The sequence below is a fragment of the Streptomyces cylindrosporus genome (assembly GCF_022698165.1).
GTDB lineage: Bacteria > Actinomycetota > Actinomycetes > Streptomycetales > Streptomycetaceae > Streptomyces > Streptomyces cylindrosporus.
In genome coordinates, this window is record NZ_JALDAY010000007.1 from 435974 (window position 1) to 453037 (window position 17064).

Annotated in this window: 16 protein-coding genes; 14 read left to right on the forward strand and 2 right to left on the reverse strand. The window is 71.8% G+C overall.

Features of this window, described 5'->3' with window-relative positions:
• The first annotated feature begins 100 nt into the window (after positions 1–100).
• Positions 101–1312, forward strand: coding sequence for a CaiB/BaiF CoA transferase family protein (locus tag MQP27_RS24680; RefSeq protein WP_242767571.1), 1212 nt, complete (start codon positions 101–103; stop codon positions 1310–1312).
• Between the two features lie 18 nt (positions 1313–1330).
• Here the strand turns inward: MQP27_RS24680 and MQP27_RS24685 are convergent, their stop codons facing one another.
• Positions 1331–2245 carry a LysR family transcriptional regulator gene (locus tag MQP27_RS24685; protein WP_242767572.1) on the reverse strand — a complete coding sequence of 305 codons (915 nt, stop codon included), beginning with the start codon at positions 2243–2245 and terminating at the stop codon, positions 1331–1333.
• 153 nt (positions 2246–2398) lie between these two features.
• Between MQP27_RS24685 and MQP27_RS24690 the strand changes: the two genes are divergently transcribed.
• From MQP27_RS24690 to MQP27_RS24700, 3 genes are all read left to right on the forward strand, one after another.
• Positions 2399–3640: an MFS transporter gene (locus MQP27_RS24690; protein WP_242767573.1), complete on the forward strand. Its 1242-nt coding sequence runs from the start codon at positions 2399–2401 to the stop codon at positions 3638–3640.
• A gap of 66 nt (positions 3641–3706) precedes the next feature.
• On the forward strand, positions 3707–4543 hold the full coding sequence (locus tag MQP27_RS24695; RefSeq protein ID WP_242767574.1) for a TauD/TfdA dioxygenase family protein: 837 nt from the start codon (positions 3707–3709) through the stop codon (positions 4541–4543).
• Positions 4540–5298 (forward strand): SDR family NAD(P)-dependent oxidoreductase, encoded by a 759-nt coding sequence (locus tag MQP27_RS24700; RefSeq protein WP_242767575.1) that lies wholly within the window; start codon positions 4540–4542, stop codon positions 5296–5298. Before MQP27_RS24695 ends, MQP27_RS24700 begins: the two co-directional genes overlap by 4 nt.
• Before the next feature lie 27 nt (positions 5299–5325).
• Here the strand turns inward: MQP27_RS24700 and MQP27_RS24705 are convergent, their stop codons facing one another.
• Positions 5326–6045: an enoyl-CoA hydratase/isomerase family protein gene (locus MQP27_RS24705; RefSeq protein WP_242767576.1), complete on the reverse strand. Its 720-nt coding sequence runs from the start codon at positions 6043–6045 to the stop codon at positions 5326–5328.
• Positions 6046–6200: 155 nt separating this feature from the next.
• Here MQP27_RS24705 and MQP27_RS24710 point away from each other — a divergent pair, with 155 nt between their 5' ends.
• The 10 genes from MQP27_RS24710 to MQP27_RS24755 all read left to right on the forward strand — a co-directional run bounded on the left by MQP27_RS24710 (position 6201) and on the right by MQP27_RS24755 (position 17060).
• On the forward strand, positions 6201–7769 hold the full coding sequence (locus MQP27_RS24710; RefSeq protein ID WP_242767577.1) for an AMP-binding protein: 1569 nt from the start codon (positions 6201–6203) through the stop codon (positions 7767–7769).
• Positions 7770–7807: 38 nt separating this feature from the next.
• A complete protein-coding gene (locus MQP27_RS24715; protein ID WP_242767578.1) occupies positions 7808–8986 on the forward strand; it encodes an amidohydrolase family protein in 1179 nt (392 codons plus the stop codon).
• A complete protein-coding gene (locus MQP27_RS24720; RefSeq protein ID WP_242767579.1) occupies positions 8983–10416 on the forward strand; it encodes a FadD3 family acyl-CoA ligase in 1434 nt (477 codons plus the stop codon). Before MQP27_RS24715 ends, MQP27_RS24720 begins: the two co-directional genes overlap by 4 nt.
• Positions 10417–10465: 49 nt before the next feature.
• Positions 10466–10735, forward strand: a complete 270-nt coding sequence (locus MQP27_RS24725; protein WP_242767580.1) for a hypothetical protein — start codon at positions 10466–10468, stop codon at positions 10733–10735.
• A 186-nt stretch (positions 10736–10921) separates the two neighbouring features.
• Positions 10922–12127, forward strand: coding sequence for an MmgE/PrpD family protein (locus tag MQP27_RS24730; protein WP_242767581.1), 1206 nt, complete (start codon positions 10922–10924; stop codon positions 12125–12127).
• The gene (locus MQP27_RS24735; RefSeq protein WP_242767582.1) at positions 12124–13314 is read left to right on the forward strand and encodes a CaiB/BaiF CoA transferase family protein; all 1191 of its coding nucleotides are present in this window, start codon (positions 12124–12126) and stop codon (positions 13312–13314) included. The genes MQP27_RS24730 and MQP27_RS24735 overlap by 4 nt, the downstream gene beginning before the upstream one ends.
• A 26-nt stretch (positions 13315–13340) precedes the next feature.
• Complete coding sequence (locus tag MQP27_RS24740; RefSeq protein ID WP_242767583.1) at positions 13341–14507, forward strand: acyl-CoA dehydrogenase family protein; 1167 nt, start codon at positions 13341–13343, stop codon at positions 14505–14507.
• Positions 14500–15246, forward strand: coding sequence for a GntR family transcriptional regulator (locus MQP27_RS24745; RefSeq protein WP_242767584.1), 747 nt, complete (start codon positions 14500–14502; stop codon positions 15244–15246). The genes MQP27_RS24740 and MQP27_RS24745 overlap by 8 nt, the downstream gene beginning before the upstream one ends.
• Before the next feature lie 44 nt (positions 15247–15290).
• Complete coding sequence (locus tag MQP27_RS24750) at positions 15291–16079, forward strand: electron transfer flavoprotein subunit beta/FixA family protein (protein ID WP_242767585.1); 789 nt, start codon at positions 15291–15293, stop codon at positions 16077–16079.
• A gap of 18 nt (positions 16080–16097) precedes the next feature.
• Positions 16098–17060: an electron transfer flavoprotein subunit alpha/FixB family protein gene (locus MQP27_RS24755; RefSeq protein WP_242767586.1), complete on the forward strand. Its 963-nt coding sequence runs from the start codon at positions 16098–16100 to the stop codon at positions 17058–17060.
• The last annotated feature ends 4 nt before the right edge of the window (positions 17061–17064 follow it).

Consider the following 17064-nt stretch of genomic DNA (forward strand, 5'->3'; position numbering starts at 1 on the left):
AGGCCGTTCCGAGGTCGTGACGCTGACCAGCCCCGCGGCTATGGTTCTCAAATCGGAGAACTTCATTTTCACGGTCGGGACGGGAAAGGGAGTGCGTCGCATGAGCGGTGGCCCGCTGGACGGGATACGGGTCCTGGAAGTGGCGATGTACGGGTTCGTCCCGTCCGCCGGTGCGGTGCTCGCCGACTGGGGCGCGGACGTCGTCAAGGTCGAGCACGCCGTCAACGGCGATCCGCAGCGCGGGCTGCGGCAGACCGGCGCGTTCAAGGTGGAGGGTGACCCCAATCCCAACATCGAGCACGCGAACCGGGGCAAGCGCAGCATCGGCCTCGACATGGCGCGGGACGAGGGCCGGGAGGTGCTGTACGAGCTGACCCGGCGCTCGGACGTGTTCCTGACCAGCTTCCTGCCCTCGGCGCGGCGGAAGTTCGCCATCGACGTGGCCGACATCCGCGCGGTCAATCCGCGGATCGTGTACGCCCGGGGCAGCGGGCTCGGGCCGCGGGGCCGGGAGGCGGACAAGGGCGGCTACGACATGACGGCGTTCTGGGCCCGCGCGGGGACGGCGGCCAGCCTGACGCCCGCGGGTGTCGAGGGCATGATCCCGCCCCCCGGGCCGGCCTACGGCGACACCATCTCCGGCACCAACCTCGCCGGGGGCATCGCGGCGGCCCTGCTCAAGCGGGAGCGGACCGGGGAGGCGCCGGTCGTGGACGTCTCCCTGCTCGGCAGCGGCGTGTGGGCCCTGGGGCACGGCATCGCCCTCTCCCTCCACCTCGACAAGCCCATGGTCGCGCCGCCGCTGGGCGCCCACGGCTCGCCGACCAACCCGCTGTCCGGGCTGTACCGCACCTCCGACGACCGCTATCTCGCGTTCGTGATGATGCAGCCGGGCAAGTTCTGGGCGGACGTGTGCCGGCACGTCGACCGGCCCGAACTGGCCGAGGACCCGCGGTTCGCGACCGGTGCGGACATCGCCGCGCACACCGAGGAGGCGGTGAAGATCCTCCGGGAGGTGATCGCCACCCGCACGCTGGCCGAGTGGAGCGAGCGGTTCGCCACGCTGGCGGGGCCGTGGGCGCCGGTGCAGGACTCCCTCCAGGTCGGCTCGGACGCCCAGGTCAGGGCGAACGAGTACCTCGTACGGGCCGGGGAGCTCGAACTGGCCGCGAATCCGGTGCAGTTCGACGTGACCGCGCCGCAGCCGGGCCCCGCCCCGGAGTTCGCGGCGCAGACCGAGGAGATCCTGCTGGAGCTGGGGCTGGACTGGGAGCGGATCCTGGCGCTGAAGACGGCGGGGGCGGTGAGCTGACCGCACCGGGTTCTCCTCCTAGCGCGCCCACTTCGGCGTCCAGGTGTCGCTGCCCGGGCCCGGTGAGCCGAGGTGGCTGCGGAGCAGCGCGAGTGCCGGGTGCGGGTTGTCGGCGCGCCAGATCAGCGAGTGCGGGTACACCGGCGTCGGGTCGTGGATCGGGATGCGGCGCAGGTCGTGGCCGGCCGGCCAGACCATGCGCGTCTGCTCGCCGACGAAGGTCGCGAGGTGCGGGGAGTCCGCGATCGTGTCCAGCAGCGGCTCGGCGCCGAAGTCGGGGCCCGTCACCTCGATGGTGATGCCGAACTCCGCGCCGAGGTCGTCGTAGAAGGCGGCCCATTCCGTGCCGGCGTCGTTGCCCGGCATCCAGATCCGGTGCCCGGCCAGCCGGGCAGGAGTGATCGTGCGGGCGGCGGCGAGCGCGTGGGCGGGCCCGGTGAGGAGCTGCACGGGTTCGTCGTGGACGCGGGCGCTCTCGACGCCGTCGGGCAGCCGGCGCTCGGTGAGCGCGCGGAACGACGCGTCGATCGTGCCGGAGCGCACCGCCGCGATCGCCGCGTCGGCGTCGAAGAGGGTCACCACGTCGAGGGCGGCCTCGGGATGGGCGCGGTGGAAGTCCCGTACCAGGTCGGCGGGTGCGAGCCGGCGGCCGATCACGTCGATGCGCAGGGCGCGGCGGCCGGGGCGCACGGAGGCCGCGGCCCGCTCCTCGGCCGCCAGCAGCTCGCGGGCGTGCGGCAGGAAGACCTGGCCGTCGACGGTGAGCCGCGCACCGCGCGCCGTACGCGTGAACAGCCGCGCCCCCAGGTCCTTCTCCAGCGCGGCGACCCGCTTGGAGACGGCCTGCTGGGTGACGTCCAGGGCGAGGGCGGCCTCCCGGAACCGTCCGGCGTCCGCGATCGCCACGAAGGTGCGCACTGCGTCGAGATCCACGGGCTCCTTTGTACACGTCCGCCGGGAGCCATGGGCCTCCTTCCCCGACAACCTCCGGTTGTACGGCGTCGAGCGTGTCGGTTGTTTGCCCGCGCGCCGCGCGACCGGCTTTGATGTCGCCGGTCGGCATTCGGGCGGGGCAGGGAGACGGGCATGCGGGGCGGGCGATCGCTGGGGCGGCGGTTCGGGTGGCTGTGGACGGCGTACGCCGTCAGCGCGCTCGGGACCTGGCTCGCCTTCGACGCGTTCTCGCTGATCGCGGTGGTGGTGCTGCACGCCGGGGCGACCGAGGTGGCGGTGCTGTCGGCGGCCGGCCTCGCGGTGGGAGCGGTCGTGGCCACGCCGCTCGGGCCGTGGATGGAGTTCCGGCGCAAGCGCCCGGTGATGATGGCCATGGACCTGGTCCGTTTCGCGGCACTGCTGACCGTTCCGGCCGCCTTCGCCCTCGGCGGGCTCACCTTCGTACAACTTCTGGTTGTGTCCGTCGTGGTCGGAGCGGCCGACATCGGTTTCACGGCGGCCAGTGGGGCCTTCCTCAAGTCGCTGCTGCCGCCGGAGGACCTGCTGGCCGCGAACGCCCGGTTCGAGGCGACGCAGTGGACCGCGACCATCCTCGGGCCGCCGCTGGGCGGGGCCGCGATGGGGCTGTTCGGGCCGGTGACGACCGTGCTGGTCAACGCGGTCAGCTTCGTGCTGTCGGCGCTCGGCATCCGGGCCATCGGCGGGACCGAGACGCGTGCGGCGCGCAAGGGCCCGGCGCCGGCCGGGGGGCTGCTCGAAGGGTGGCGGTACATCCTGGGCCATCCGGTGCTGCGGCCGCTCTTCCTCAACACCGCGCTGTACAACGCCCTGATCATGGTCTCGCTCCCGCTGCTCGCCGTGCTGATGGTGGGCGAGCTGGGGTTCGCCGCCTGGCAGTACGGCCTGGCCTTCTCCGTGCCGAGCCTCGGCGGCCTGCTCGGATCGTGGCTGGCGCGGCGGCTCGTGCCGCGCTTCGGGGAGCGCCGGGTGCTGCTCACCTCGGGGTGGCTGCGCGCCTGCTGGCCGGTCGGACTCGCCTTCGTCGGGCCCGGCACGCCGGGACTGGTGCTCGTCATGGCCGTGGAGCTGGGGGTGATCACGTCCTGTGCCGTCTTCAACCCGGTGTACGCGACCACGCGCCTGCGGCTGGCGGACCCGGACCGGGTGGCCCGCACGCTGTCCGCGTGGTCGGTCACCAACAAGGCGACCACCGCGGGCATGACCGCCCTGTGGGGCCTGCTGGCCGGAGTCACGGGCCCGCGCGCGGCGATCGCGATCGCGGGCGTCCTCGCCCTCGCCACACCGCTGCTCCTCCCCCGCCGCACCGAGCCCGTCGCGGAGATGGCGCAGCTGCGGACGGACGGAGTAGTCTGATCCGAAAACGCCATTCTCCCTAGCAGAGAAGGCGCTTGACGGACTCGAGAGAAGGGCCGCACCCGAATGCCCGTCACCGTCACCGAACCCACCCCCACCACCGGCGTCGAGATCACCGGGCTCTCCGGGAGCCGGCTGGTGGACCGGGGTGTCGCCGAGGAATGCCTGGCCGCGCTGGAGCGGCGCGGGGTGGTGATCTACCGCGAGGCGGACATCGACGACGACGATCTGGTCGCCTTCAGCCGCCTGCTCGGCGAGGTCGTCCCGCTGCCGATGGGCGGCCATCCGACCCACCGGGAGATCCAGCGGATCACCCGCGACCCCTCGAAGAGCCCGCTGGCCGCCTACCGCGAGTCCACCTTCCACTGGCACATCGACGGCACGACGGAGCAAGTGCCCAACAAGACAACGCTTCTGACGGCACGGCAGATATCCGGTGACGGGGACGGCGACACCGCGTTCGCCAACACCTTCGCCGCGTACGAGGCGTTGCCGGAGGTGGAGCGCAAGGAGCTGGACGGGCTGCGGGTCGTGCACAGTTTCGCCGCCTCGCAGCTGCTGGTGACGCCGGATCCGTCGCCGAAGGAGCGGGCGGCCTGGGACCGCAACCCGTCCCGCGAGCACCCGTTGGTGTGGACCCGGCGCAGTGGCCGCAAGTCGCTGCTCATCGGCGCGACGGCGGGCGAGGTCGTCGGCCGGTCCGCCGCCGAGGGCCGCAGGCTGCTGGACCGGCTCCTGGACCACGCGACCCGGCCGGAGTTCACCCTGCGCCACCGCTGGCGCCAGGGCGACCTCGTCATCTGGGACAACACCGGAATGCTGCACCGCGCACTGCCCTACGGCCGGGCCTCCGCCCGGCTGATGCACCGGACCTCGCTGCTGGGCGAGGAGGCGGTGGCATGAGCGAGCGGCGTATCGCCCTGGTCACGGGCGGCGGTTCGGGCATCGGGCGCGGGATCTCGCAGCGGCTGGCGGAGGACGGCTTCGCCACCGCCGTACTCGATCTGAACGGGGAGGCGGCCGAGCAGGTCGCCGCGGAGTCGCGGCAGAAAGGGCACGAGGCGGTCGCCTTCGGGGGCGTCGACGTGTCCGACCGGGCGCAGGTCGACGACGCGGTGCGGCGGGTGCGCGAGCGGTTCGGCGGGCCGGTGCTGGTGCTCGTGAACAACGCCGGGGTGAGTGACGTCGGCCGGTTCCTGAAGATCAGCGACGAGACGTGGAACCGGGTCATGGCCGTGAACCTCGACGGGCCGTTCTATCTCTGCCAGGCGGTGGTGCCCGACATGCGGGAAGCGGGGTGGGGCCGGATCGTGAACATCTCCTCGTCGAGCACGCACTCGGGGCAGCCGTTCATGGCGGCCTACGTCGCCTCGAAGTCCGGACTGGTGGGTCTCACCAAGTCCCTCGCGCTGGAGCTCGGTCCGGACGGGATCACGGTGAACACCATTCCGCCTGGCTTCATCGACACCCCGATGCTGCGCGACTCGGAGGAGCGCGGGCTGCTGGGCGGATCGGTGGACCACCACGCGGAGCTCACGCCGGTACGGCGGCCGGGGCGCCCCGAGGACATCGCGGCCGCCTGCTCGTTCCTGGTGTCGGAGGAGGCGGGGTACATCACCGGGCAGGTGATCGGGGTCAACGGCGGCCGGAACACCTGACGGCTGTTCCGCCGGGCCGGGCGGCCGTCACTTCCCGCGGTTCATCGCCCGGTCCGCCGCCTCCCAGTGCGCGTCCGCCGCCCACAGGCGGGCGAAGGCCCCTGTCGCCTCGTCCGCCGAAGTGCCCTCGCCCAGCACGCGCTTGATCTCCGCCGCCGGGCCGGTGGCGAGGGCCCGGGCGAGGGAGCGCCACTCCTCCTCGAAGGCGGCCCGCGGCACGACCCGGTCGACCAGTCCGAGGCGCTGCGCCTCGGCCGCGTCGAGCACGGTGCCCGTGCCCGCGAGCATGAGCGCACGGCCGCGTCCGACGAGGGCCGCGAGCCGTTCGGCGCCGCCCCAGGCGGGCATGATGGCGAGGGTCACCTGGTTGAAGCTGATCCTGATGTCGTCGGCGGCGACCCGGATGTCGGCGGCGACGGCGACCTCGGCCCCGCCGCCCAGGGCATGCCCGTTGAGGGCGGCGATCACGGGCGCCGGGAAGGCCGCGATGCGGTCGCAGATGCCCCGCATCCGCCGGGCCATCGCCGCCGCGTCCTCCTCGGTGCGGATCGCGGCGAGCTCCTTGAGGTCTCCGCCGGAGACGAACGCCCGGTCGCCCGCTCCCCGGATCACCAGCGCCCGGGCGCCGGCCGCCGCGTCCAGGGCCTTCTCCAGCTCGTCCATCGTGGCGAGCGAGATGGCGTTGCGGGCGTGGGGGCGGTCGATCGTGAGGACGGTCAGGCCGTCCTCCTGCGCCAGGTCGATCACTCGTCTACCCCCACGATCACTCGATTGCCCCCGAGGGATATCGGCATTTACTCCCGAGGGATATTGGCATTCTCCATTTCGGAGAATAGCGTATGCGCCGCTGGTCGCCGCAAGCCGCAGGCTCCGCACAGCCGCCGCACCGGAGGTAGCCGCAGATGCGAAAGATCCCCGCCGAGCTGGTCGAGCGCTATGAGGCCGAGGGCTGGTGGACCCGGGAGACGATCGGTGACCTGCTGGCCCGGGGGCTGGCCGGGGCGCCGGACGTGGAGTTCCGGGTGCACTCGTCGGTACGGCCGTGGTCCGGGACCTTCCGGGACGTCGAGCGGGTCGCGCGCAGGCTCGCGGGCGGGCTGCGCGAGCGGGGTGTCGGCCCCGGCGACACGGTCGCCTTCCAGTTGCCCAACTGGATGGAGGCGGCCGCGGTGTTCTGGGCCTCGGCCCTGCTGGGGGCGGCCGTCGTGCCGATCGTGCACTTCTACGGGCGCAAGGAGGTCGGCTACATCCTCGACGCCGTCCGGCCGAGCGTCTTCGTGGCCGCCGAGCGGTTCGGGCGGCTGGAGTTCCAGCCCGACCTGTGCGCGCGGGTGCCCGTCGTGGGCGTGGTGGGACGGGACGCGCCCCACCGGCACGCGCCCCACCGGCAGCGCTTCGACGACCTGTTGGGCGACGAGCCCCTCGACGGCGTCCTCCCGGCCGACCCGACCGGACCGGCCCTGATCGCCTTCACCTCCGGTACGACCCGCGACCCCAAGGGCGTCGTCCACAGCCACCAGACGCTCGGCCACGAGACCCGGCAGCTCGCCGCGAGCTACCCGCCCGACCGCGGCAAACAGCTCACCGCCGCGCCGGTCGGCCACTTCATCGGCATGGTGAACGCCTTCCTGATCCCGGTCCTGGAGGGCACGCCCGTCCACCTCACCGACGTATGGGACCCGGCCCAGGCGCTCAGACTCATGTCCGCCCACGAACTCCACATCGGCGGTGGCGCCCCGTACTACCTGACGAGCCTGCTCGACCACCCCGACTTCACGGACGGTCATCTGCGCCACCTGCGCCACGCGGGCCTGGGCGGTTCGTCGGTCCCGGCCGCCGTCACCACCCGGCTGGCCGGCCTCGGCATCCACGTCTTCCGGGCGTACGGCAGCACCGAGCACCCCTCGATCACCTCCTCCCGGCACACCGCGCCCGAGCCCAAGCGGCTGTTCACGGACGGGGACGCGCTGCCGGGCGTGGAGATACGGCTGGCCGAGGACGGCGAGATCCTCAGCCGCGGCCCGGACCTCTGCCTCGGCTACACCGATCCGGCGCTGACGGAGCGGGCGTTCGACGAGGACGGCTGGTACCGCACCGGCGACATCGGGGAGCTGGACGAGGACGGCTATCTGACCGTCACCGGCCGCAAGTCGGACATGATCATCCGGGGCGGCGAGAACATCAGCGCGGTCGAGGTCGAGGAGGTCCTGCTCGGCATGGCCGGCGTCGCGGAGGCCGCGGTCGTGGCCGCGCCCGACCCTCGGCTCGGCGAACACGCCGCCGGCTTCCTGCGGATGCTGCCCGGTCACGCCCTGCCCACCCTCGACGAGATGCGGGCCCACTTCGAACGGGCGGGCCTGGCTCGGCAGAAGTGGCCCGAGGAGCTGCACGAGGTCGAGGACTTCCCGCGGACCGCAAGCGGCAAGGTGCAGAAGTTCCGTCTCCGTCAGGACATTGCCGTACGCAAGTGATGAGAATATGATTCTCCCAAATCGCAAAGGAGGGTCTCATGTCTTCGCGTGCGCTGCCGTATCCGCTCTTCGACGCGGACAACCACCTCTACGAGACAGAGGAGGCGCTGACCAAGTTCCTGCCGAAGCAGTACGCGGGAGCGATCGAGTACGTGCAGGTGCGCGGTCGTACGAAGATCGCGATTCTCGGTCAGATCAGCGACTACATCCCGAACCCCACCTTCGAGGTGGTCGCCCGGCCCGGCGCCATGGAGGAGTACTTCCGCGTCGGCAACCCGGACGGCAAGTCCCGCCGGGAGATCTTCGGCGAGCCGATGCGCTCGATCCCCGCCTTCCGTGAACCGGGGCCCCGCCTGGAGCTGCTGGACGAGCTCGGCGTGCAGCGGACGCTGATGTTCCCGACGCTGGCGAGCCTCATCGAGGAGCGGATGCGGCACCATCCGGAGCTCATCCACGCCGTCATCCACTCGCTCAACGAGTGGCTGCACGAGACCTGGTCCTTCAACTACAAGGACCGCATCCTCACCACCCCGGTGATCACCCTGCCGATCGTCGAGAAGGCGATCGCGGAGCTCAACTGGGCGGTGGAGCGCGGCGCACGGGCGATTCTGGTGCGGCCCGCGCCGGTTCCCGGGTACGGCGGCTCGCGGTCGTTCGCCCTGCCGGAGTTCGACCCGTTCTGGAAGCGCGTCGTCGAGACGGACGTCCTGGTCGCCATGCACTCCTCCGACAGCGGGTACTCCCGGTACGCCAACGACTGGGAGGGCAGCTCCGGCGAGATGCTGCCGTTCAAGTCCAACGCCTTCCGGCAGATCAACGAGTGGCGGCCGATCCAGGACGCGGTGGCCTCCTGGGTGTGCCACGGCGCGCTGTTCCGCTTCCCGGAGCTGAAGATCGCGCTGATCGAGAACGGCTCGTCGTGGGTGGCGCCGCTCCTCGACCAACTCGCCGACGCCTACAAGAAGATGCCGGAGCAGTTCCTCGGCGACCCCGTGGAGGCGGTCAGGAACAGCATTCACGTCAGCCCGTTCTACGAGGACAACCTGAGCGACCTGGTCGACCTGGTCGGCGTGGACCGGGTGCTGTTCGGCTCGGACTACCCGCACCCCGAGGGCCTCGCCCAGCCGACCTCGTACGTCGACGCGATCCAGGACCTCAGCGAGGCCGACCAGGCGAAGATCATGGGCGGCAACCTGTCCCGGCTGATCCCCGCATGACATGGGACACCATCCCCCGGATGGTGCTGAGCGCGGCCGACCGCTTCGGTGACGCCGAAGCGGTCGTCGACGGCGACCTCCGGCTCACCTTCACCCAACTCGTAGAGCGGGTACGGGTGGCGGCGGGCGCGTTCGCCGAGCTGGGGGTCGGCAGGGGCGACCGGGTGGCGATCTGGGCGCCCAACTCCGCCGAGTGGATCGTGGCCGCGTTCGGGCTGCTGACCGCGGGCGGGGTGCTGGTGCCGGTCAACACCCGGTTCAAGGCGGACGAGGCGCACGACATCGTCACGCGCAGCGGAGCCAAGGCGGTCCTGGTCCAACAGGGCTTTCTGGGGCTGGAGTTCACGGGCCCGCCGGGCGTCCCGGTGATCGACCTCAAGTCCGGCTTCCTGGCGAGCGGTTCGCCGTTCGAGCGCGAGGTGGACGGCGACGACGTGGCCGACATCGTGTTCACCTCGGGCACCACGGGCCGTCCCAAGGGCGTCCTGATGACGCACGCGCAGACGCTCCGCCTGTACGCGGAGTGGTGCGACCTCGCCGACCTGCGGGAGGGCGACCGCTACCTGATCGTCAACCCGTTCTTCCACATCTTCGGCTACAAGGCGGGCGTCATCACCTCCCTGATCCGGGGCGCCACGATCCTGCCCGTGCCGGTCTTCGAGGTGGACCGGGTGCTGGACCTGGTCGAGCGCGAGCGGGTGACGATGCTGCCCGGGCCGCCGACGCTCTACCACTCCCTCCTGGAGGCGCAGGCGAAGGGCGGCCGGGACCTGTCCTCGCTGCGGTCGGCGGTGACCGGCGCCGCGGACATCCCGGTCGAGCTGATCCGCCGTATCCGCGAGGAACTCCCCTTCCGGTCGATCATGACGGGTTACGGCCTGTCCGAGGCCGGCACCGTCACCGCCTCCCGCCCCGGCGACTCCTTCGAGGACATCGCCACCACCGTCGGCACCCCCTGTGAGGGCGTCGAGGTGAGCATCGCCGACGACGGCGAGGTGCTGGTGCGCGGCTACACCGTGATGCGCGGCTACCTCGACGACCCGGAGGCGACCGCCGAGGCGATCGACGAGGAGGGCCGACTGCACACGGGTGACCTCGGAACCCTCGACGAGCGGGGCCACTTGAGGATCGTGGGCCGCAAGAAGGACATGTTCCTGGTCGGCGGCTTCAACGCCTACCCGGCCGAGATCGAGGGCTTCCTGCTCCGGCACCCGGCCGTGGCGCAGGTCGCGGTGATCGGGGTACCGGACGAGCGGATGGGCCAGGTCGGCAAGGCGTTCGTGGTACGGCACGGTCCGGTGACCGAGGGGGAACTGATCGCCTGGAGCCGCGAGCGCATGGCCGGGTTCAAAGTGCCGCGATCCGTGGAGTTCCGTGAGGAATTGCCGCTCAACGCCACGGGCAAAGTGATGAAGGACCAACTGCGATGAGGACGACGGGGGCGGCCACCACGCCCCCGCAGGCGAACGGAGACCTCCCGTGACGACGACGAACCCCGCCGCCGATGCTCCGGCGGACGTGTCACTCGACCGGATCGAGCGCCTCGACGAGGAGATCATCGCGCTCCTCGCCCAGCGCCGCGCGATGGCCCAGGGTCTCCCGCACCCCGCCCGCGCCCGCGCCGCCGATCCGGCCTTCGCGGAGACGGTACGGGGCATAACCGGCCGGTACCGCAAGGAACTCGGCGGTGCCGGTGAACTCGTCGCCCGCGCCGTCATGGTGCTGTGCGACCCCAGCAGGGAGCCCTGACAGGCGGGCGGATTGGTGCGTACAAAGGTTCGCGGGTCACTCCCCTGTCGTCTGCGACACACCCGGACAGTGCGCCACAACACAGGTCACCGCAGCCGGTGAGCCGTTGACGGGCCCGCACATTTGGCCGTACAAATCTGGGAAAGGTCGTACGACGGCCCGGCACCGAACCCGCGGAGGGGACCCTTGACCGTCGCCCGAGCCCTCGCCCAGTGGGCCCACGGCTTCCGACCGACGCCGGAGGACCTGGCGCTCGCGGACCGGGCGCTGGCCGACACCCTCTCCGTCGCGCTGGCCGCGCGGACGCACCCGCTTCGGGGCATCGCCGCTTCCCTGCCGGACGCGGCCCGTTGGGCGGCGATGGCGCATGTGCTCGACTTCGACGACCTGCACACCGACACCACCACCCACATCTCCGTGGTCGCCGTCCCCGCCGCGCTGGCCGTGGGCGGGGACGCCCGCGCCTACCTGGCGGGTGCCGGGGTCATGGCCCGGCTCGGGGCGATGCTCGGCTGGGGCCACTACGCGGCCGGCTGGCACGCGACCTGCACGGCGGGCGCCCCGGCCGCCGCCGTCGCCGCGGGTCTCGCCCTCGGTCTCGACGCCGAAGGCCTGGCCACCGCGATGGCGCTCGCCGTGCCCGCCGCCGGTGGCGTCCAGGCGGCCTTCGGGACGCACGGCAAGTCGCTCCAGGTCGGCTTCGCGGCGGAGGCGGGCGTACGGGCCGCCCGGCTGGCGCGGGCGGGCGCCGGCGCGGAGCCGCGGGCGCTGGAGGCCTGGCTGGAGCTGGTCGGCGGGACGCCCACCACGGACTTCCCCGCCGAGCCCGCGATCCCGGGCGGCCTGGCGGTCAAGCTGTTCCCCTGCTGCTACGCCATGCAGCGCCCGATCGCCGCCCTGCGCGCGGTGCGCGACCAGGTGCGCGGCGAGATCACCGGGGTCACGGTGACGACACCAGCGGGGACGGTTCAGCCGCTCGTCCACGACCGGCCGTGGACCGGTCTGGAGGGCAAGTTCTCACTGCCGTACGCGGTCGCCGCGGCGCTGCTCGACGACTGTCCCGGCTTCGACAGCTTCACCGACGCGGCGGTCCGACGACCCGAGGCGCAGAAGCTCGTCGACCTCGTGCACGTGGATCTGGTGCCGGGCGAGGTCGGCTCCCTGCTGGACGGCAAGGTCGCCGCACGCATCGATCTCGCCGACGGAGGCGAGATCTACACCGAGCTGGCGGTGCCGCCCGGCGCTCCCGAACGGCCGCTGTCCGACGGCGACTTGCGCGCCAAGGCCGCCACCTGCGGCCGGGACGTGCCGGCGCTGCTGGACGGGCTGACGTGGACGGGCGCGCGTGACGTGCTGCGGCGGCATTTCCCGTACGAGGCCGAGGAGGCATGACCGTGCAGCAGCTCCCCCTGTCCGGGATCACGGTGGTCAGCCTCGAACAGGCCGTGGCCGCCCCCTACGCCACCCGGCAGCTCGCCGACCTCGGCGCCCGCGTGATCAAGGTCGAGCGGCCGGGCGAGGGCGACTTCGCCCGCCGGTACGACACGACCGTGCACGGCCACTCCAGCTACTTCGTCTGGCTCAACCGGTCCAAGGAGTCCCTCACCCTGGACCTCAAGGACCCGCGCGGCATGGAGATCCTGCGCCAACTCCTCGACGGCGCCGACGTGTTCGTGCAGAACCTCGCGCCGGGCGCCGCCGACCGGCTCGGCCTCGGCACCGCCGCGCTGACCGAGCGCCACCCGCGGCTGATCCCGTGCACGATCTCCGGATACGGCACGACCGGGCCGTGGGCCGACCGGAAGTCGTACGACCTGCTGGTGCAGTGCCAGACCGGCCTGGTCTCGCTGACCGGCACGGCCGAGGAGACCGCCCGGGTCGGCATCTCGGTCGCCGACATCGCCGCCGGGATGTACGCGTACAGCGGCATCCTGACCGCCCTCTACACCCGCGCCACCACCGGCCGGGCACACCCGGTGGAGGTGTCCCTCTTCGAGGCGCTGGCCGAGTGGATGAGCCAGCCCGCCAACTACACCCGGTACGGCGGCAGTCAGCCCGCCCGCCTCGGCACCCAGCACGCGACCATCGCCCCGTACGGCGCGTTCCCCACCGCCGACGGCAAGCAGGTGCTCTTCTCCATCCAGAACGAGCGCGAATGGGCCGTACTGTGCCGGGAGTTCCTCGGGCGGCCCGAGCTGGTGACCGATCCGCGCTTCGCCACCGGCTCCGAACGCGTCGCCCACCGCGCGGAGTTGAACGCGATCGTCGCCGAACGCCTCGCCCGCTCCGACGCCGAGGAGATCCTCAAGGACCTGGAGGAGATCGGTGTCGCGGGCGCCGGGGTCAACGACGTCGCCGCGTTCCTCGACCATCCGGTGCTGGCCGCGCGCGGGCGCTGGCAGGAGGTGGCGGTGCCCGGGGCCACGGTCCAGGCGCTGCTGCCGCCCGCCGACCTCGCGGGCGTGCCCGCCCGGATGGATCCCGTGCCGGACGTGGGCGAGCACACCGAGGCGATCCTCACCGGACTCGGCCGTACCCGCGACGACATCGAGGCGCTGCGCGCCGACGCCGTCATCTGACCATCACCGATCGGGAGTTGCGTGCGATGAGTGTCCTGGACATCCTCTCCGACGACGAGCGGCTCGTCGTACGGACCGTGCGCGAGTTCGTCGACAAGGACGTCAGGCCGGTCGTCCAGGAGCTGGAGCACGCCGACACCTACCCCGAGCACCTCATCGAGCGGATGAAGGAACTCGGCGTCTACGGACTCGCGATCCCCGAGGAGTACGGCGGCAACCCCGTCTCCACGCCCTGCTTCGTCCTGGTCACCGAGGAGCTCGCGCGCGGCTGGATGAGCCTGGCCGGGGCGATGGGCGGGCACACGGTCGTCGCCAAACTCCTGCTGCTGTACGGCACTCCGGAGCAGAGAGAGCGCTATCTGCCGAAGCTGGCGACCGGGGAGATCCGGGCGACGATGGCGCTGACCGAACCGAGCGGCGGCTCGGACCTGCAGGCCATGACGACCGTCGCGCGCCGCGAGGGCGGGGAGTACGTCGTCAACGGGGCGAAGACCTGGATCACCAACTCGCGCCGGGCCGGGCTGATCGCGCTGCTGTGCAAGACCGACCCGGCCGCCGAGCCGCGCCACGCGGGCATCTCCGTACTGCTGGCCGAGCACGGGCCGGGCCTGGTCGTCTCCCGCGACCTGCCCAAGCTCGGCTACAAGGGCGTGGAGAGCTGCGAGTTGTCCTTCGAGGACTACCGCGTGCCGCTCGACGCACTGCTGGGCGGCGCGGAGGGCCAGGGCTTCGCCCAGATGATGAAGGGGCTGGAGACCGGGCGGCTCCAGGTCGCCGCCCGGGCCCTGGGTGTCGGGCGCGCGGCCCTCGACGACTCCCTGCGCTACGCCCAGGAGCGCGAGAGCTTCGGCAAGCCGATCTGGCGCCACCAGGCCATCGGCAACTACCTCGCCGACATGGCGACCAAGCTCACGGCGGCCCGCCAACTCGTGCTGTACGCGGCCCGCGAGGCCGACGCCGGGCGCCGGGTCGACATGGAGGCCGGCATGGCCAAGCTGTTCGCCTCGGAGACGGCCATGGAGATCGCGCTCAACGCCGTCCGCATTCACGGCGGTTACGGCTACTCGACCGAGTTCGACGTCGAGCGGTACTTCCGGGACGCGCCGCTGATGATCGTCGGCGAGGGCACGAACGAGATCCAACGGAACGTGATCGCGGCCCAGTTGGTGGCAAGAGGCGGTCTCGATGCCTGAGCAGGCACAGCGGGAGAGCACGTACTTCCGGCTCGCCCGGGAGCTGCGGGCGGCGATCCTGCGGCAGGACTACCCGGACGGGGTGCGGCTGCCGACCGAGGCCGAGCTGGCCGAGCGGTACGCGGTGAGCCGGCAGACCGTGCGGCGGGCGTTCCAGGATCTGGTCGCCGAGGGACTGGTCTACCGGGTGCCGGGGCGCGGCACCTTCGCCACGCCCCGCGAGGAGCAGTATCTGCGCCAGTTCGGCTCGGTGGACGACCTCATGGGGCTGTCCATCGACACCCGCATGGACGTCGTCACCCCGCTGCACCGGCGGGTCGACGTCGACGCGGCCGGGCGGCTCGGCCTGCACACCGACCGGGTGCACAAGCTGGCCTTCCTGCGGCTGCACGAGGACGTGGCGTTCTGCCACACGTCGGTGTGGCTCCCGCCCACCGTCGGCCGACTGCTCGAATCCGTCCAGGAGTTGATGCTGCCCGGCACGCCCAACGCCTTCACCGTCATCGGGCTCCTCGACCAGCGGCTGCCCGAGCCGATCGCCGAGGCCGAGCAGAGCATCACCGTCGCCGAGGCCACCCCGGAACTCGCCAAACACCTGGGCTGCGAACCTGGCCGTGCGCTGCTGCGCATCGACCGCGTCTACCAGACGGTCTCCGGACAGCTCGTCGAGCTGGCCATCAGCCACTTCCTGCCCGAGCACTACTCGTATCGCGTGCGGCTCCGGCGCAGCGGCCAGTGATCGCACGTAGTGATTTCCATGAACTCATGTAAGGAGAAAGAGTCTTGAGCTTGAGGATCGTTGTCACTGTGAAGTACGTGCCCGACGCCACTGGCGACCGGCACTTCGCCGATGACCTGACCGTCGACCGGGACGACGTGGACGGTCTGCTCTCCGAGCTCGACGAGTACGCGGTCGAGCAGGCGCTGCAGATCGCCGAGAACTCCGACGACGACGTCGAGGTCACGGTGCTGACCGTCGGCCCGGAGGACGCCAAGGACGCGCTGCGCAAGGCGCTGTCGATGGGCGCCGACAAGGCGATCCACGTGGAGGACGACGAGCTGCACGGCACGGACGCCATCGGCACCTCGCTGGTGTTGGCGAAGGCGGTCGAGAAGGCCGGCTTCGACCTGGTGGTCTCCGGGATGGCCTCCACCGACGGCACGATGGGTGTGGTGCCGGCGCTGCTGGCGGAGCGGCTGGGGGTGCCGCAGGTCACGCTGCTGTCCGAGGTCTCCGTCGAGGACGGCACCGTGAAGGGCCGCCGGGACGGGGACGCCGCCTCCGAGCAGTTGGAAGCCTCGCTGCCGGCGGTGGTGTCGGTGACCGACCAGTCGGGTGAGGCGCGGTATCCGTCGTTCAAGGGGATCATGGCGGCCAAGAAGAAGCCGGTGGAGTCCTGGGACCTGTCGGACCTGGAGATCGACGCCGACGAGGTCGGTCTGGCCGGTGCCTGGACGGCCGTGGACTCGGCGGCCGAGCGTCCGGCGCGTACCGCGGGCACGATCGTCAAGGACGAGGGCGAGGGCGGCAAGCAGCTCGCCGAGTTCCTCGCGAGCCAGAAGTTCATCTGAGAAAGGGTGCATGGAGTCATGGCTGAAGTTCTCGTCTTCGTCGATCACGTGGACGGTGCCGTCCGCAAGCCCACCCTGGAGCTGCTGACCCTCGCCCGCCGTATCGGTGAGCCGGTCGCCGTGGCGCTGGGCAACGGCGCCGGTGACACCGCCGCCACGCTGGCCGAGCACGGTGCGACCCGTGTGCTGACGCACGAGGCCGCCGAGTACGCCGACTACCTGGTCGTGCCGAAGGTGGACGCCCTGCAGGCCGCCGTGTCCGCCGTGTCCCCGGCCGCGGTGCTGGTGCCGTCCTCCGCGGAGGGCAAGGAGATCGCCGCCCGTCTCGCGCTGCGCATCGGCTCCGGCATCATCACCGACGCCGTCGACCTGGAGGCCGGCGAGGAGGGCCCCATCGCGACCCAGTCGGTGTTCGCCGCGTCCTTCACCACCAAGACCCGCGTGTCCCAGGGAACCCCGGTCATCACCGTCAAGCCCAACTCCGCGGCCGTGGAGGCCGCCCCGGCCGCCGGCGCCGTCGAGGCGCTGAGCGTCGCGTTCTCCGCGGCGGCGACCGGCACCAAGGTGACCGCGCGTACCCCGCGCGAGTCGACCGGGCGTCCGGAGCTGACGGAGGCGGCGATCGTGGTCTCCGGCGGCCGCGGGGTCAACGGCTCGGAGAACTTCGCGATCATCGAGGCTCTCGCCGACTCCCTGGGCGCGGCCGTGGGTGCCTCGCGGGCGGCGGTGGACGCGGGCTGGTACCCGCACACCAACCAGGTCGGCCAGACCGGCAAGTCCGTCTCGCCGCAGCTGTACATCGCCAACGGCATCTCCGGCGCCATCCAGCACCGCGCGGGCATGCAGACCTCCAAGACCATCGTCGCGGTCAACAAGGACGCCGAGGCCCCCATCTTCGACCTCGTCGACTACGGCGTCGTCGGCGACCTCTTCGACGTCGTCCCCCAGCTCACCGAGGAGATCAACACCCGCAAGGGATAGGTGT